The sequence below is a fragment of the Streptomyces sp. NPDC058632 genome, from assembly GCF_042717095.1.
Classification (GTDB): domain Bacteria; phylum Actinomycetota; class Actinomycetes; order Streptomycetales; family Streptomycetaceae; genus Streptomyces.
Genome location: NZ_JBHXQZ010000053.1, coordinates 1 through 16355, shown reverse-complemented (window position 1 = coordinate 16355; position 16355 = coordinate 1). Strand labels below are relative to the sequence as shown.

Here is a 16355-nt window from a genome sequence, read left to right as displayed (position 1 = left end):
CGACCCGTCCCCACTGGTGAGCTTGCCCACACGGAGCGTGATTCGAGGCTCGCTCGACCCGCGAAATCCCATGTCGCGCCTTGGTACGCAAGACTCCTCCGGGAAACCCTAGCCTTCCCATGTGGTCAAGGTCTCTGTGAGAGCGTGCTGCGGCCCACTGCGTTTTTTTGTCGAGTCCCTACGAATGGCCCAATGATTCTTTGCCGTTCGCGGGACCCTTGTCCCTGACTTTACTTGCCAGTAACGTTCGCGCCGTCTCGAACATACTCGGGGTAACCGCAGTCGTGCTCGAAAGTGGGTGGGGGCCGGTGGTCCGCAGACCGGTGGCGTGGACCGTGGCACTCGTGCTCTTCGCCGAAGGGTTCGGCATCGGTGCCCTGAACTGGTTCCTCGGGATCGTCGTCGACCGGCAGGACATGTCACTGGCCGGCCTCGACCCGCACATGATGTCGGTGTCCTCGAAGGCCGGCGGCATCGTCTTCGGGCTGTACTTCGCCCTGTGCGGCCTCGTCGCGCTGCTGGTCGCCCTGCGCGACCGCGCCCCCTTCGGGCCGGGCCGGGTCCTGCTGATCAGCGCCGCCGTGGTGCACGCGCTGCTGGGCGCCTTCGCGTGGGGGCTGGTCGGCGCGTCCGCGTTCCTCTGCATGACGGCGGTGTTCGCCCTCATCGTGCTGCTGCTGATGACGTACGACCCCGACAGCCGTCCGGGCGGGCCCGCCGGCGCCACCGGACCACCCGCCGAGCCCGCCGCCGGCGGCGCCCCGGTCACCTCTCCCGCGGCGCCCACAGCTGAGTGATGCCCACGTCCAGCCGGGCCAGCAGGCGCCGCACCAGCGGCAGGCTGATGCCGATGACGTTCCCGTGGTCGCCGTCGATGCCCTCGATGAACGGGGCCGAGCGGCCGTCCAGGGTGAACGCCCCCGCGACATGGAGCGGTTCGCCGGAGGCGACGTAGGCGGCGATCTCCTCGTCCGAGGGTTCTCCGAAGCGGACGACGGTGGACGCGGTGGCGGAGGCGTACCGGCTGCCGTCCGTGGCGGTGTCGTAGATGCAGTGGCCGGTCTGGAGGACGCCCGCGCGGCCCCGCATCGCCTTCCAGCGGGCGGTGGCCTCCTCGGCGTCCGCGGGCTTGCCGAGGGCCTGGCCGTCCAGCTCGAGCACCGAGTCGCAGCCGATCACCAGGGCACCGAGGACCTCCGGCTTCGCCGCGACGACGGAGGCCTTCGCCTCGGCGAGGGCGAGGGCCAGTTCGGCCGGTGTGGGCGCGGTGACGGCGTCCTCGTCGACTCCGCTGACGATCACCTCGGGGGTGAGTCCGGCCTGGCGGAGCAGTCCGAGCCGGGCGGGGGACTGGGAGGCGAGCACGAGCCGGCGGCGGGGCTGATCTGTCATGCGATCAGCGTATCGGCGCATCCGCCCACCGGCGTGTCCGGGCGCCCCCACGGAGGTCCCACCGGACACCGGAGGTCCCACCGGACACCGGAGGTCCCACCGGACACCGGAGGTCCCACCGGAGACCGGAGGTCTCACCGGACCTCTCGCAGCGCGTCTCACCGCACGCCGATCACGATCATCGCGAGGACCATGGCCAGTGCCACGAGAACGCCCAGCCGCCGCAGCATCTCCTGCGTGTCCCGCAGTTCCTTCGGCGGCTCGTTCTCGGGATCGGACCACAGCATGCCACCAGCGTGGGGCTGAGCCGGGGGAGGGCGCCTGAGTACGGGTACTCAAATCGCCCCCCTCTGTCGTCCTCCTGTGTGCCCGCGCGGCGGAGCCGGACATCGGGACAGCCTCGCGCCCCTGAGGCCGGCTGCGGCTCAGCCCGGCCAGTATGTGCGCGACCAGGCCGTCGGCCCCGGCTGGGGCAGGCGGCGGCCGGCGATGCGGGACGGGTCGGACCAGGAGTCGCGGGGAGCGGGCGCGCCGGACGGCACGGCGGACGCCGCCGCGGCGCGCACCCGGACCACCGCCAGTGCGGCGGCCAGCTCCTCCGGGGTCGGGTTGCCCCGTACGACCTTGATCGTCATGGTGGCTCCAACGGGCCTAGAGAGGGATGTTGCCGTGCTTCTTCGGAGGCAGGGAGCTCCGCTTCGTCCGCAGCTGACGCAGCCCGCGGACGATGTGCCGGCGGGTGTCCGACGGCATGATCACCGCGTCGATGTAGCCGCGCTCGGCCGCCACGTACGGGTTGAGCAGCGCGTCCTCGTACTCCTGCATCAGCCGGGCACGGGTGGCCTCGGCATCGTCCGATTCGGCGATGGTGCGGCGGTGCAGGATGTTGACGGCGCCCTGCGCGCCCATCACCGCGATCTGGGCGGTGGGCCACGCCAGGTTGATGTCGGCGCCCAGGTGCTTGGAGCCCATGACGTCGTAGGCGCCGCCGAAGGCCTTGCGAGTGATGACGGTGATCAGCGGAACGGTCGCCTCCGCGTACGCGAAGATCAGCTTGGCGCCGCGCCGGATGATGCCGTCGTGCTCCTGGTCGACCCCGGGCAGGAAGCCGGGCACGTCGACGAAGGTCAGCACCGGCACGTTGAAGGCGTCGCAGGTGCGCACGAAACGGGCCGCCTTCTCGGAGGCGGTGATGTCCAGGCATCCGGCGAACCGCATCGGCTGGTTGGCGACGATGCCGACAGGCCGGCCCTCCACCCGCCCGTAGCCGGTGACGATGTTCGGCGCGAACAGCGCCTGCGTCTCGAAGAACTCGCCGTCGTCCAGGACGTGCTCGAGCACCGCGTGCATGTCGTACGGCTGGTTCGCGCTGTCCGGGACGATCGTGTCCAGCTCGCGGTCCTCGTCGGTGACGGTGAGGTCCGCCTCCTCCGGGTACGCCGGGGGCTCGGAGAGGTTGTTGGACGGCAGGTACGACAGCAGCTGCTTGACGTACTCGATGGCGTCCTTCTCGTCCCCGGCCATGTGGTGGGCCACGCCCGAGGCGGAGTTGTGGGTGCGGGCGCCGCCCAGCTCCTCGAAGCCGACGTCCTCGCCGGTGACCGTCCTGATGACGTCCGGACCGGTGATGAACATGTGAGAGGTCTTGTCGACCATGACCGTGAAGTCGGTGATCGCCGGGGAGTAGACCGCGCCGCCCGCGCACGGGCCGACGACCAGGCTGATCTGCGGGATCACCCCGGAGGCATGGGTGTTGCGGCGGAAGATCTCGCCGTAGGCGCCCAGCGAGGCCACGCCCTCCTGGATCCGGGCACCGCCGGAGTCGTTGATCCCGATGACCGGGCAGCCGGTCTTCAGGGCGAAGTCCATGACCTTGACGATCTTCTGCCCGTACACCTCGCCCAGCGCCCCGCCGAAGACCGTGAAGTCCTGCGAGAACACGGCGACCGGGCGGCCGTCGACCGTGCCGTACCCGGTGACGACGCCGTCGCCGTACGGACGGTTGTTCTCCAGCCCGAAGTTGGTGGAACGGTGCCGGGCGAACTCGTCCAGCTCGACGAACGACCCCTCGTCGAGCAGCAGACCGATCCGCTCACGGGCCGTCAGCTTGCCCTTGGCGTGCTGCTTCTCCACGGCCCGTTCCGAACCGGCGTGCGTCGCCTCGTGAATGCGACGCCTCAGATCCGCGAGCTTGCCCGCGGTCGTGTGAATGTCGGGCTGCTGCACTTCCGGCTCGGACATCGGGATACGGCTCCCTGCCTGCTCAAAAGGGGGGACGGTTACTCATCCGTAGCGTAGTGGGGGCCCCTGGGATCGGCAGTGCGGTCTTTCCCACACTGCTTCCCCCTTCACAGAGCCGGGAACGGGCTGAGATCCGCCCCGACCCGTCCCCGCCGCGGTGCGGCGCGCGGGACGTCGTACCTAGGGTGGCCGCATGACGAAGTCACCGGATGACGAAGGCGCGACCGGCCCGGACCTCCCGCCCGGGTCGAAAGGCGGGTCGGGACGCTGGTCCGATCTCGACCGCCCGCCGTTGAACGCCGCCGGCCTGCGCAGAGGCCTGGTGCGCGACGGCGGGCTGTGGCGGCAGGTCGACGTGGTGCAGCGCACCGGCTCCACCAACTCCGACCTCGTGGCCCGCGCCGACGAGGGGACGGCCGACGAGGGGTCCGTGCTGATCGCCGAGGAGCAGACCGCCGCGCGGGGCCGCCTGGACCGGCAGTGGACGGCGCCGGCCCGCTCCGGTCTCTTCTTCTCCGTACTGCTCCGGCCCGCCGGGGTGCCGGTGGCCCGCTGGGGCTGGCTGCCGCTGCTCACCGGCGTCGCGGTGGCCACCGGACTGTCCCGGACCGCGGGCGTCGACACGGCCCTGAAGTGGCCCAACGACCTTCTCGTCACCGTCGGCGGCGAGGAGCGCAAGGCCGCCGGAATCCTCGCGGAGCGGGCCGGGGACGACGGGGTGGTGATCGGCGTCGGGATCAACGTCAGCCTGCGTGCCGACGAGCTGCCGGTGCCCACCGCCGGGTCGCTGGCGCTGGCCGGCGCGGTGACCACGGACCGGGACCCGCTGCTGCGGGGCGTGCTGCGGTCGCTGGAGGAGTGGTACGGGCGCTGGCGGGAGGCGGGCGGCGACCCGGTCGCGAGCGGCCTGCAGGAGACGTACGCGGCGGGGTGCGCGACCCTCGGGCGGGTGGTGCGCGCCGAGCTGCCGGGGGACCGGGTGCTGCTGGGCGAGGCGGTCGCCGTCGACGGGGACGGGCGCCTGGTGCTGGCCACGGAGGAGGGAATGCAGGAACCGGTGGGAGCGGGCGACATCGTGCACGTACGCCCCGTCGGCCCGTAAGCCCCGTCGAGCCGTAAGCCCCGTCGAGCCGTAAGCCCCGTCGGGCCCGTAAGCCCCGTCGGGCCCGTAAGCCCCGTCGGGCCCGTGAGCCCTGTCGGCCCGTGGCGCCCCGTGGTCCACAGGCCCTGCCGGCCCGGGGGCGGGTGAGGGGCGCACGCGGGCACGGGTGCGGGTGCGTACGGTGGGTACCCCGATGCCGGGTGCGCCGGTCGTGCCACCTGCGGGCACAACCGAACGGAGTGAGCTGGCGCACACCTGCCGTAGAGTTGAGGCCGGTCGAGACATGGCCGTGGCAGATCGGAAGGGCAGCAACGCGTGACCGTCGACGACTCGGGCTCCGGAACGGAAGCGCAGGGCCGCGCGGAGCTTCCGCCACCCTCGGCCGCGCGCGAGCGGGGGGACGGCTCCCGTCCCGCCGACAACGGCGAGGACCCGCTCGCTCTGCGTCTCGAACAGCTCATTCTGGGTGCCGAGCGCCGTTACACCCCCTTTCAGGCGGCCCGCAGCGCCAGCGTCACGGTGGAGCTGGCCACACGGTTCTGGCGGGCCATGGGGTTCGCCGACGTCGGGCAGGCCAAGGCGTTCACGGAGGCCGACGTCCTGGCGCTGCGCCGGCTGGCCGGCCTGGTCGAGGCGGGGCTGCTGAGCGAGGCCATGGCCGTGCAGGTGGCGCGGTCCACCGGACAGACCACCGCGCGACTGGCCGAGTGGCAGATCGACTCCTTCCTGGAAGGACTGACCGAGCCGCCCGAGCTGGGCATGACACGCACCGAGGTCACGTACCCCATCATCGAGCTGCTCCTGCCCGAGCTGGAGGAGTTCCTCGTCTACGTCTGGCGCCGGCAGCTCGCCGCCTCGGCCGGACGGGTGCTGCAGGCCGCCGACGACGAGGAGATGGTGGACCGTCGGCTCGCCGTCGCGTTCGCCGACCTCGTCGGGTTCACGCGGCTGACCCGGCGCATGGAGGAGGAGGAGCTCGGCGAACTCGTCGAGGCCTTCGAGACGACCGCCGCCGACCTGGTGGCCGCGCGCGGCGGGCGGCTCATCAAGACCCTCGGCGACGAGGTGCTCTACGCCGCCGACGACGCGGGAACGGCCGCGGAGATCGCCCTGCGGCTGATCGAGACCATGGCGAACGACGAGACGATGCCGGAGCTGCGGGTCGGCATGGCGTTCGGCACCGTCACCACCCGGATGGGCGATGTCTTCGGCACGACGGTGAACCTCGCCTCCCGGCTCACCTCGATAGCCCCTCGGGACGCCGTACTCGTCGACACCGCCTTCGCCGAGGAACTGATCCGCACCGGTGACGCGCCCGCCTCCGAGGCGGCGGCGGCCGAGGCGGCGGCCGAGGCGGAGAAGGAGGGCGAGGAACCGCCGACGTACCGCTTCGGGCTGCAGCCGATGTGGCAGCGGCCGGTACGCGGCCTGGGCGTGGTCGAGCCGTGGCTGCTCACGCGTCGGGACGATCCCCAGAGGTCTTGAGAGCCGGCTTCCCGGCGGCCCCCGGGCGGCCTGGGGACGGCCCCTGGTGGTTCAGCCCTTGAGGCCGGGTCCGCCGCCCACGCACAGGCCGATGACCGGTACGCAGAGGAGGGGGACGTCGCCGTCCGGTTCGCCCGGACGGTCCGGTGGCGGGGGTGGTGCCTGCCGGTCCGGTGGCGGTGGTTTCGGCTGCGGCGGAGTGCGGTCCGCGGGGCAGGTGGGGGAGCGGGGTCGTCCGGCGGGGCACCGGTGGGGACCGGCGGCTGCGGGGCACCGGGTGCGTCCGGTGGGGCCCCGGGGAGGTGGGGAGTGGTGAGGGGGCGATGTGACGGCGGGCGGTGCGGCGGTGCTGCCCGGGGCGCCGGGGGTGCGCAGCGGCGCGCTCTGACCGCCCGGCGCGGTGGGCGAGGGGGGCCGGCCCCGGGGGCGGCCGGGGACGCCGGAGCGGCGCTGTCCGCGGCACCGCCCGTGTCGCCCGTGCTGTCCGCGCCGGGGCTTGTGGCGGTCGAGGGGGCCGGGGCGACCGGGCGGGGGCCGTGCCGGCGCCGAGGCCGGCGGGGCCCGGGTCGGACGCCAGGCATACGAGGCTCAGGGCGCCCGCGGTCAGCGCCGGCCCGCCGGCGGCCGGCAGGAGCTTTTGGGGGCGGGGTCTGCGGTGGCGGCCCCGGACACGCGTGCCGAAGAGGGCGAATCCGGTGTGCGCCGGTGCTCCCCGGGCCACCTCCCGCCCGGCGGACCGCGGCTCGGGTGGCTCGGGTGGCTCGGGCGGAACGGGCGGAACGGTTGGTCGGGGCGACCTGGGCGATCAGGTCGGCGTGTTCGTCGGCATGGTGATTCCTCCCCCTGTGTACGCGCCCCCACGTGTCGCGGTGCCTCGCACGCCAGGCCTCCCCGTACGGGGCCGGGCCGGAGTCGGCGGGATGCCACTCGAACGGGTGGACGGGGGGCGAGGAGGGGACGGGGCGCGCGCCCTTTCGCCGGCGGTGGCCGACTGCGATGATCGGGGCGACGGATGTTAACCCGCGTTAACCGGAGGGTGTCATGAGTGAGGAACGGTTCGGGGAGTTCGTGCTGGTGCGGCGGCATGAGCAGGGGCGTGTCGCGGAGCTCGTCCTCGACCGGCCCAAGGCCATGAACGCCGTCTCGACCGAGATGGCCCGGTCCCTCGCCGGGGCCTGCGCGGCGCTGGGGAAGGACCCGGCCGTACGGGTGGTGGTGCTGACCTCGTCGCACGAGCGGGCCTTCTGCGTGGGGGCCGATCTGAAGGAGCGCAATTCCTTCAGCGACGCCGACCTGGTGCGCCAGCGGCCGGTGGCGCGCGGCGCGTACACCGGTGTGCTGGAGCTGCCGGTGCCGACGGTGGCGGCGGTGCACGGGTTCGCGCTGGGCGGCGGATTCGAACTGGCCCTGTCCTGCGATGTGATCGTCGCCGACGGTACGGCCGTGGTGGGGTTGCCCGAGGTGTCCGTCGGGGTGATTCCGGGCGGTGGCGGTACGCAGCTGCTGCCCAGACGGGTGGGCGCCGCGCGGGCCGCCGAGCTGATCTTCACGGCGCGCCGGGTGGAGGCCGCCGAGGCGCGGGAACTGGGGCTCGTCGACGAACTCGTGGAGGCGGGACGGGACCGGGAGGAGGCGCTGGCCCTGGCCGCCGGGATCGCCGCCAACTCGCCGGTGGGGCTGCGGGCGGCCAAGCGGGCGCTGCGGCTCGGGCAGGGGCTCGATCTGCCGGCCGGCCTCGAGGTGGAGGACGCCGCCTGGAGGTCGGTGGCGTTCTCGGGCGACCGCGCGGAGGGCGTCGCCGCCTTCAACGAGAAGCGCACGCCGGACTGGCCGGGGGAATAGAACGGCGCCGGTGCACGGAAGTGGAGGGGCGTCGGGCCGACGGGCGGTGCCGGCTTGGGCGTCGGCGCCGTACGCGCGCATCCACGTGATGCGGACCTGCCGCCCGCGGGATGCCGGGTACCGTGCTCGGCCGGGCGGTGGTCGGACCTCTCGTCGGCGTCTCCGACGGCACCTCTCGGGCCCGGTGGCGACCCCTGTGGACGATGCCTTCGACAGGGGTGCAGTCATGCCCGGCCCGGAGGCCGGCGGCCCTCCTGCCGGGCCGCGAAGAACACGACGGGAGTGGGGCTCCACGGCGGGCAGCGAAGCCGACCGTCTGGGGGCATGGTCGCGCTCCCCGTTCGCTCCCTAAATATGCCTATTCATGCCGATCGTCCCTAGCCTGGAGGAATGGGTGAGGACAGCCGGCTGGCGGCGGTGGTGGAGCTGGCTCAGGGCATGGCCGCCGCGCACAGCTCGCGGGAGGTCTGGCGGGCCGCGGCCCACGGGGCCCGCCGGGCGCTCGGCGGGAGTTTCGCCGCGCTGTCGGTGTGGGAGCGCGAACTGGGGCGGCTGCGGGTCCTGGTCAACGTCGGCGAGCTGGCCGAGGGCGAGGAGGAGTTCCCGGACGACGAGGCCTATCCCGTGCACCAGTTCGCCGAGATCACCGAGTTCCTGCACGAGCGGTGGGCGGCCGGCGGCGGTGAGCCGGATGCCTGGGTGGAGACCGCCCGGGGGGCGACGGAGGGGCGGCCCGGCTACACCCACCAGCGGGTGGCGGCCCTGCGCCGGCGCGGGCGCGGCTGCTGCGTGGTCGCCCCGATCGTGCTGCACGGGCGGGCGTGGGGCGAGCTGTACGTGGCCCGGCCGGTGGGCGCACCCGTCTTCGGGCGGGGCGACGCCGACTTCGCGACGGTGCTGGCCGCCGTCGTCGCCGCCGGGATCGCGCAGACCGAGCGGCTGGAGGAGGCGCGGCGACTGGCGTACACGGACGCGCTCACCGGGCTGGCCAACCGCCGGGCCGTGGATGTGCGGCTCGACGAGGCGATCGAGCGGCACCGCCGGGACGGGGCCGTCGTCAGCCTCGTCGTGTGCGATCTGAACGGGCTCAAGCAGGTCAACGACACCCTGGGGCATGCCGTCGGCGACCGGCTGCTCGAGCGGTTCGGGACCGTGCTGTCCCTGTGCGGGGCCATGCTGCCCGGTGCCCTCGCGGCGCGGCTCGGCGGGGACGAGTTCTGTCTGCTGGCGGTGGGGCCGCCCGCCGGCGAGGCGGTCAAGGTGGCCGACGAAGTGTGCCGTCGCGCCGTGGAGCTGGGTATCGGGGACGGTGTGGCCTGCGGGGTGGCCTCCACCGGGGACGCCATCGGTCCCGTGCATTCCGCCCGGCGGCTCTTCCGGCTGGCCGACGCGGCGCAGTACCGCGCGAAGGCCGGGCGGGCACGCCATCCCGTCGTCGCCGGGCGCGAGGGCCCGGGTGACCCGGTCGTGCGCCTGGCGGACGAGCCGGTGCGGGAGCCGGACGGCGAGCGGCGCCGGTTCCGGGGGCGGCACTCGCCGTAGGGGGGCCGCGCGCCCGGGGCCCGGGCGCAACGGTAAGGGGTGACCCTCGGTCCCGGTGGTGACATCACGGCATTCACTGCGTACGCTCCTGAATATGGATATGCATACCGTGGTGAACGGGGAAGACGCGAAGCGCGGCCTTGAAAGGGTGGTGGTGGGTGACGGGCGGGCGTCCGGCGTGACCGCGTCCGACGTGCTCGCCGTGGCGCGCGGCGGTGCCCGCGTCGAGCTCTCCGGAGAGGCGCTGGCCGCCCTCGCCGCCTCCCGCGAGATCGTGGACGCCCTGGCCGCCAAGCCGGACCCCGTGTACGGGGTGAGCACCGGCTTCGGCGCCCTGGCGACCCGGCACATCGGCCCCGAGCTGCGTGATCGGCTGCAGCGCAACATCGTCCGCTCGCACGCCGCCGGCATGGGGCCCCGTGTCGAGCGCGAGGTCGTCCGCGCCCTGATGTTCCTGCGGCTGAAGACCCTCTGCTCCGGGCACACCGGCGTACGCCCCGAGGTCGCGCAGGCGATCGCCGACGTGCTGAACGCCGGGATCACCCCCGTGGTGCACGAGTACGGTTCCCTCGGCTGCTCGGGCGACCTGGCCCCGCTGTCCCACTGCGCCCTGGCCCTGATGGGCGAGGGGGAGGCCGAAGGGCCCGACGGGACCCTGCGCCCCGCCGGCGACCTGCTCGCCGAGCACGGGATCCGGCCCGTCGAACTGCGCGAGAAGGAAGGGCTCGCCCTCCTCAACGGCACCGACGGCATGCTCGGCATGCTGATCATGGCCCTCGCCGACCTCGACACCCTGTACCGGTCCGTCGACGTCACGGCCGCGATGAGCCTGGAGGCGCTGCTCGGCATCGACAAGGTCCTCGCCCCCGAACTGCATGCCATCCGCCCGCATCCGGGCCAGGCCGCCAGCGCCGCCAACATGCTGGCCGTGCTCGCCGGTTCGGGCATGACGGGACATCACCAGGACAACGCCCCGCGTGTCCAGGACGCCTACTCGGTGCGCTGCGCCCCGCAGGTCGCGGGCGCCGGACGGGACACGATCACACACGCCCGGCTGGTCGCCGAGCGCGAACTCGCCGCCGCCATCGACAATCCGGTGGTGCTGCCCGGCGACACCGGTTACGACGGCACGGGTTCGGGGGCGTTCGGTTCCGGGGGCGGGCGGGTGGAGTCCAACGGCAACTTCCACGGCGCCCCGGTGGCCTACGTGCTGGACTTCCTCGCCATCGCCGTCGCCGACCTCGGCTCCATCACCGAGCGCCGCACCGACCGGCTGCTGGACAAGAACCGCAGCCACGGGCTGCCGCCGTTCCTCGCCGACGACGCGGGCGTCGACTCCGGTCTGATGATCGCTCAGTACACGCAGGCCGCGCTCGTGAGCGAGTTGAAGCGGCTGGCCGTCCCGGCGTCGGCGGACTCGATCCCGTCCTCCGCGATGCAGGAGGACCACGTCTCGATGGGCTGGTCGGCCGCACGCAAGCTGCGTACCTCGGTCGACAACCTCACCAGGGTCATCGCCGTCGAGCTGTACGCCGCCGCGCGTGCGGTGGAGTTGCGCGAGGGCCTCACCCCGGCGCCCGCGACCCGGGCCGTGGTCGAGGCCGCGCGACAGGCCGGTGTGGGCGGTCCCGGCCCGGACCGCCATCTCGCGCCCGACCTCGCCGCGGCGGAGGCGTTCGTACGCGACGGACGCCTGCTGGCGGCTGTGGAACGGGTCACCGGCCCGCTGCGGTGACGGGAGCCGCGGCACAGGAAGCGCCGCGGTCAAGATCATCCCAAGGGAAGGTCAAGCACGTCAAAAGTCGAGCCGTTCCCGGCGGACCGAGTAGACGACGAAGCCCGCGCCGAGGGTGAGGCAGGCGGTGCCGCCGACGATGTACGGCGTGCTGTTGAAGCTGCCGGTGTCGGCGAGCCGGACCTCGCCGACGGTGCCGTCGTACGACACGGTCGAGGTGCCGACCGAGGTGCTGGAAACAGCCCTTGCCTGCTCTGTGACCTGCGGAGACGGGCTTGCCGGGGCGGTTCTTCCCGCCGGGGCTTCGGAGGTCGCGTTGGCGGACGGGACGAACCACAGGGCGCACAGCAGGGTGCCCGCGGCGGTGGCGGTCAGCAACGGACGGAGCGCGGATGACACGGAATATCGATCCCCTTGTGGCGCTGGCGAATTGGCCGTGTGGGCTGATGGTAGTGAAAGTCTCGGGTCACAGGAAAGTCACGGGAGCCGGAGCCGTACGCTCCGGGCATGAGCACTCCAGAGACATCACGGTTTGTACGGCTTCGGGTCGACCTTGTTCTCGAGATCGGTGACGAGGACGCACTGGCCAGGGCCGCGCTGGCCAGGATCGCGGACGACGGCGACCTGCCGGCCGAGGAGCGGGAGCCCGTCCAGGACGCGGTGACCGAGGACATGGCCGAGGCGCTCGCGCATCTCGTCGACCCGTTCGGTCTGGTCGGTGACGTGCCGGGCGTGGAACTCCAGCAGGCCTCGTGGAGCAGCGAGGAGATCGACTACGACCCGGACTCGCCCGAGTGGGACCTCGACGGTGACGAGTTCGACGACGCGTCAGACGAGCACGACAAATAGCTCAATGCGGGCATACTTCATGAAGAGGGCAAAGGTGGCTAAGTGTGGAATACTCGCCAGCTTGAACAACTAGGGAGCGAATGAGGTGAATTGCGGCGGGCCGGTGTGACTGGCCGGCCCGGTTTGGGGAAATCGTGACCCCGGGTGGCAACCGCTGCCCGGGGACCGGCGTCTCTGGTGACGCATGGGCCGATCACCTCCCGCCCGGCCGCGATGGACGTGGTGAGCCCCACATTCGCGGCCCATATGGAACGGGACCTACCGGCCGTAGCGTTGAAGTGTTTGACGGGGACTCTCGGCTTCGGGTGCGGGGCCCGTGGGGTTCGGGCAAGCGGCGACGATGGAGAAGCGTGTGATGACGGACGGTAAGCGGCGCAGGGGCCTGATGGCTGCGTCCGCCCTGCTCGGCGGAGTGATGGTGCTCTCGGCGTGTTCCGGCGGCGGTGAGGACACGAGTTCCGGTGGGGACAGCGGCAAGGGCGCGTCGCAGACCGAGGTCGACGAGGCGGCGGCCAAGAAGACCTCCGCGGCCCAGATCAAGATCACGCCGAAGGACGGCTCGGACAACGCCTCCATCAACAACTCCGCCGCGGTCGCCGTGACCAAGGGCACGCTCACCGAGGTCAAGATGACGGCCACCGACGGCACCGTCGTCGAGGGTGAGATATCGGCGGACAAGAAGAGCTGGAAGCCCAGCGGCCAGCTGGAGCGCGCCACCACCTACAAGCTGGCCGCCACCGCCGAGGACTCCGAGGGCCGCGCCGCCCACGAGAACGCGTCGTTCACCACGGTCTCGCCGACCAACAGCTTCATCGGCACCTTCACCCCGGACGACGGCTCGACCGTGGGCGTCGGCATGCCGGTGTCGATCAACTTCGACAAGGCGATCGCCAACAAGGCCGAGGTCCAGAAGGGCATCACCGTCTCCACCAGCAGCGGCCAGGAGGTCGCCTGCCACTGGTTCAACGCCAACCGCATGGACTGCCGTCCCGAGGACTACTGGCAGGAGAACTCCACCGTCACCCTGAAGCTGGCGCTCGACGGGGTCGAGGGTGCCGAGGGTGTCTACGGAGTCCAGCAGAAGACGGTCAACTTCAAGATCGGCCGCAACCAGGTCTCGATCGTCGACGCCGAGACCAAGCAGATGAAGGTCACGCAGAACGGCAAGACCATCCGGACGATCCCGATCTCCGCCGGGTCGCCCGACAACAAGACGTACGAAGGCAAGATGGTGATCTCCGAGAAGTTCAAGGAGACCCGGATGAACGGCGCGACCGTCGGCTTCACCGACGACGACGGCGAGGGCGAGTACGACATCAAGGACGTGCCGCACGCCATGCGCCTGAGCACCTCCGGCACCTTCATCCACGGCAACTACTGGGGTGCCAAGTCCATCTTCGGCAGCGCCAACACCAGCCACGGCTGCGTCGGACTGGCCGACGCCAAGGGCGCCGACGACCCGAACACGCCGGGCTCCTGGTTCTACGACAACTCGATCGTCGGTGACGTGGTCGTCGTGCAGAACACCGGCGACAAGACCATCGCCCCGGACAACGGCCTCAACGGCTGGAACATGGACTGGGCCCAGTGGAAGGCGGGCTCGGCGGTCTGACCCGGCCGCCGGCACCACTGCCCGACCCGCTCGACCGATGCCGTCGTCCGCCCTCCCGGGCGGGCGGCGGCATCCGTCTGTTCGTGCGGCCCGGTCCTCTTCTCATGCGGCTCTTATCCCGGGCTTAACACTTCATCAGGGGCCGTCCCTAGCTTGCCTCCATGTTCTTCACCTACCTGAGGCGCGAACTGCGCCGCCGCAGAAAAGCGGCCCTCGTCGTCGCCTCCGGCCTCGCGCTCGGTATCGCACTGGTCATCGTCGTCAGCTCCGTGTCCTCCGGGATGGGCAGGGCGCAGGAGAAGGTCCTGCAGTCGCTGTACGGACTGGGCACGGACATGACGGTCACCAAGGCCATGGAGGCGCCCGAAGAGGGCGCGGAGCGCTCGGAGCGGCCGAGCTTCAGCTTCGACGCCCAGGACGAGGACTCCGGCGGGGAGCAGAGCACCGACCGCGTCGTGGTGCAGGGTTTCCAGAGCCTGGCCGGCTCCACCGTGGACAAGGTCGGCGAGCAGGGCGGTGTCGCCGACGCAGTGGGAGGGCTGAGCCTCCAGGTCGTCAAGGTCAGCGGCGAGTTCACCCGCGGCCAGGTCCAGCAGGACGGCGAGAGCGGCGAGAGCGGTCAGCAGGGCGGTCCAGGCGGGGCCGCGCCGTCGGAGGGCGGCCGGGTCCAGGGCGGCGGCGCCGACTTCGACGTCAACAGCTACTCCGTCTACGGCACCGACGTCACCGAGTCGGAGCTCGGCCCGCTGACCTCCTCCGGGATCACCGACGGCCGTACCTTCAAGGCGAGCGAGACCGACGCGGAGGTGGCCGTCGTCGACTCCGCCCACGCCAAGGAGAAGGAGCTCGGGACCGGTGACACCGTCACGGTCAAGAGCACCAAGTTCAAGATCATCGGTATCGCCACCGCCGAGAGCGGAGACGCCGCGGCCGACCTCTACATCCCGCTGAAGCAGGCCCAGGCCCTCGCCGACGCCGAGGACGAGGTCACCACGATCTACGTCCGGGCGACCGACTCGCAGCAGATCGACAGCGTCAAGTCCGCGATCCGGAAGAACGTTTCGGGAACGACGGTCACCACCTCCGCCGACCTCGCGGACACCGTCTCCGGCTCGCTGTCCACCGCGTCCTCCCTCGCCACCGGCGTCGGCACGTGGCTGTCGGTCGCGGTGCTCGTGGCCGCGTTCCTCGTCGCCGGGCTGCTCACCTCCTCGGCGGTGTCCCGCCGGGTGCGCGAGTTCGGCACGCTGAAGGCGCTGGGCTGGAAGTCGGGGCGGGTGACCGGACAGGTGGTCGGCGAGGCGGTCGTGCACGGCCTGATCGGCGGCGCGCTCGGTATCGCGCTCGGCCTGGCGGGCGCGTACGCCGTCACCGCGGTCAGCCCCACGCTGCAGGCCGAACTCGGCAGCAGCGGCGGAGGGGGTGCGGGCGGTCGAGGCGGCATGGGCGGCCCGGGCGGTGGCGGTCCCGGCCAGGAAGCGGCTGCCAAGACCCTCGAGGTCGCTCTCACGGCGCCGGTCAGTCTCACGACCGTCGCCCTCGCGGTCGGCCTCGCGGTGGCCGGCGGTCTCGTCGCCGGTGCCTTCGGCGGCTGGCGCGCCTCCCGCCTCCGGCCGGCGGACGCGCTGCGCCGCGTCGCGTAGCGCCGCCGGCACCGGAACCGCCGGCGGCACCGGTGCCGGCACCGCCCTCGCGGGCCCCGCCCCACTGCCGACGGGCCCTCACCCTCGTACCGCAATCCAGGAGTTGACCCATGTACGAACTCAAAGGCGTCACCCGGCGCTACACCCGGGGCAAGGACACCGTTCACGCCCTCGACGGCATCGACCTGACGATCCCCGACGGCGACCGGCTCGTCATCCAGGGCCCCACCGGCGGCGGCAAGTCCACCCTGCTGCAGATGCTCGGCGCGCTCGACCGCCCCAGTTCCGGCGAGATCCTCCTCGACGGCACCGACCTGGCCAAGCTGCCGGAGGCCCGGCTCACCCGGGTGCGCAGCGAGAGCATCGGCTTCGTCTTCCAGTCCTTCAACCTGATCCCGACCCTCACCGCGCAGGAGAACGTCGAGACCGCGCTCGTCCCGCTCGGAGTGAAGACGAAGGAGCGCCGCGAGAAGGCCGCCGAGGCGCTGGCCGCGGTCGGGCTCGGCGAGCGGCTCGGGCACCTGCCCGCCGAGATGTCCGGCGGTCAGCAGCAGCGGGTGGCCATCGCCCGGGCACTGGTGAAGGAACCGAAGGTGCTGCTCGCCGACGAGCCCACCGGAAACCTCGACGAGTCGATGCGCGACGAGATCATGGACGTACTGATCCGGATGTGGAAGGAGCTCGGGCTCACCTTCGTCATGGTCACCCACGACTCGGCCCTGGCGAAGCAGTCCCCGCGCGTGGCGACCATCCGCAAGGGCCGCATCACGGTCAAGGAGAACGTGGGCGCCTGACCCGTGGACACGACGCGTCCCCGGCCACGGGCAGGACCCCGGGGCGGGGGCGCGTCGCGGTGTGTTATAAACAAAAACGCGCCCACCAGACCCATTAGTATATCGTATTGCGGGGTGG

The 16355-nt window shown here is 72.1% G+C and carries 15 protein-coding genes; 10 read left to right on the top strand and 5 right to left on the bottom strand.

Translation table 11 applies throughout. The features are described 5' to 3' along the window. Positions 1-308: 308 nt before the first annotated feature. A complete protein-coding gene (locus ACFWVE_RS20855; RefSeq protein ID WP_384016015.1) occupies positions 309-797 on the top strand; it encodes a hypothetical protein in 489 nt (162 codons plus the stop codon). Here the strand turns inward: ACFWVE_RS20855 and ACFWVE_RS20850 are convergent. The 4 genes from ACFWVE_RS20850 to ACFWVE_RS20835 all read right to left on the bottom strand — a co-directional run bounded on the left by ACFWVE_RS20850 (position 766) and on the right by ACFWVE_RS20835 (position 3633). Further along, positions 766-1392: a Maf family protein gene (locus ACFWVE_RS20850; RefSeq protein ID WP_384016013.1), complete on the bottom strand. Its 627-nt coding sequence runs from the start codon at positions 1390-1392 to the stop codon at positions 766-768. The genes ACFWVE_RS20855 and ACFWVE_RS20850 overlap by 32 nt on opposite strands. A gap of 158 nt (positions 1393-1550) precedes the next feature. Further along, positions 1551-1679: a morphogenic membrane protein MmpB gene (gene mmpB, locus ACFWVE_RS20845; RefSeq protein ID WP_384016011.1), complete on the bottom strand. Its 129-nt coding sequence runs from the start codon at positions 1677-1679 to the stop codon at positions 1551-1553. Between the two features lie 138 nt (positions 1680-1817). Further along, positions 1818-2027: an acyl-CoA carboxylase subunit epsilon gene (locus tag ACFWVE_RS20840; RefSeq protein ID WP_384016009.1), complete on the bottom strand. Its 210-nt coding sequence runs from the start codon at positions 2025-2027 to the stop codon at positions 1818-1820. 16 nt (positions 2028-2043) lie between these two features. Beyond that, positions 2044-3633 (bottom strand): acyl-CoA carboxylase subunit beta, encoded by a 1590-nt coding sequence (locus tag ACFWVE_RS20835; RefSeq protein ID WP_384016007.1) that lies wholly within the window; start codon positions 3631-3633, stop codon positions 2044-2046. A gap of 193 nt (positions 3634-3826) precedes the next feature. Here ACFWVE_RS20835 and ACFWVE_RS20830 point away from each other — a divergent pair, with 193 nt between their 5' ends. The 5 genes from ACFWVE_RS20830 to hutH all read left to right on the top strand — a co-directional run bounded on the left by ACFWVE_RS20830 (position 3827) and on the right by hutH (position 11339). After that, positions 3827-4735, top strand: coding sequence for a biotin--[acetyl-CoA-carboxylase] ligase (locus ACFWVE_RS20830; RefSeq protein ID WP_384016005.1), 909 nt, complete (start codon positions 3827-3829; stop codon positions 4733-4735). Positions 4736-5050: 315 nt separating this feature from the next. Beyond that, the gene (locus ACFWVE_RS20825; protein ID WP_384016004.1) at positions 5051-6220 is read left to right on the top strand and encodes an adenylate/guanylate cyclase domain-containing protein; all 1170 of its coding nucleotides are present in this window, start codon (positions 5051-5053) and stop codon (positions 6218-6220) included. A gap of 1041 nt (positions 6221-7261) precedes the next feature. After that, positions 7262-8062: an enoyl-CoA hydratase/isomerase family protein gene (locus tag ACFWVE_RS20820; RefSeq protein ID WP_384016002.1), complete on the top strand. Its 801-nt coding sequence runs from the start codon at positions 7262-7264 to the stop codon at positions 8060-8062. A 390-nt stretch (positions 8063-8452) separates the two neighbouring features. After that, positions 8453-9604: a diguanylate cyclase domain-containing protein gene (locus tag ACFWVE_RS20815; protein WP_384016000.1), complete on the top strand. Its 1152-nt coding sequence runs from the start codon at positions 8453-8455 to the stop codon at positions 9602-9604. A 94-nt stretch (positions 9605-9698) separates the two neighbouring features. After that, entirely contained in the window at positions 9699-11339 is a 1641-nt protein-coding gene (hutH, locus tag ACFWVE_RS20810; protein WP_384015998.1) for a histidine ammonia-lyase, read from the top strand. Between the two features lie 60 nt (positions 11340-11399). Here the strand turns inward: hutH and ACFWVE_RS20805 are convergent, their stop codons facing one another. Beyond that, complete coding sequence (locus ACFWVE_RS20805; protein ID WP_384015996.1) at positions 11400-11738, bottom strand: LAETG motif-containing sortase-dependent surface protein; 339 nt, start codon at positions 11736-11738, stop codon at positions 11400-11402. 108 nt (positions 11739-11846) lie between these two features. Here ACFWVE_RS20805 and ACFWVE_RS20800 point away from each other — a divergent pair, with 108 nt between their 5' ends. The 4 genes from ACFWVE_RS20800 to ACFWVE_RS20785 all read left to right on the top strand — a co-directional run bounded on the left by ACFWVE_RS20800 (position 11847) and on the right by ACFWVE_RS20785 (position 16237). Further along, positions 11847-12188, top strand: coding sequence for a hypothetical protein (locus ACFWVE_RS20800; RefSeq protein WP_384015994.1), 342 nt, complete (start codon positions 11847-11849; stop codon positions 12186-12188). 355 nt (positions 12189-12543) lie between these two features. Next, positions 12544-13800, top strand: a complete 1257-nt coding sequence (locus ACFWVE_RS20795; RefSeq protein ID WP_384015992.1) for an Ig-like domain-containing protein — start codon at positions 12544-12546, stop codon at positions 13798-13800. Positions 13801-13961: 161 nt separating this feature from the next. Continuing rightward, positions 13962-15443 (top strand): ABC transporter permease, encoded by a 1482-nt coding sequence (locus ACFWVE_RS20790; RefSeq protein ID WP_384015990.1) that lies wholly within the window; start codon positions 13962-13964, stop codon positions 15441-15443. 110 nt (positions 15444-15553) lie between these two features. Beyond that, on the top strand, positions 15554-16237 hold the full coding sequence (locus ACFWVE_RS20785; RefSeq protein ID WP_384015988.1) for an ABC transporter ATP-binding protein: 684 nt from the start codon (positions 15554-15556) through the stop codon (positions 16235-16237). Positions 16238-16355 lie beyond the last annotated feature (118 nt).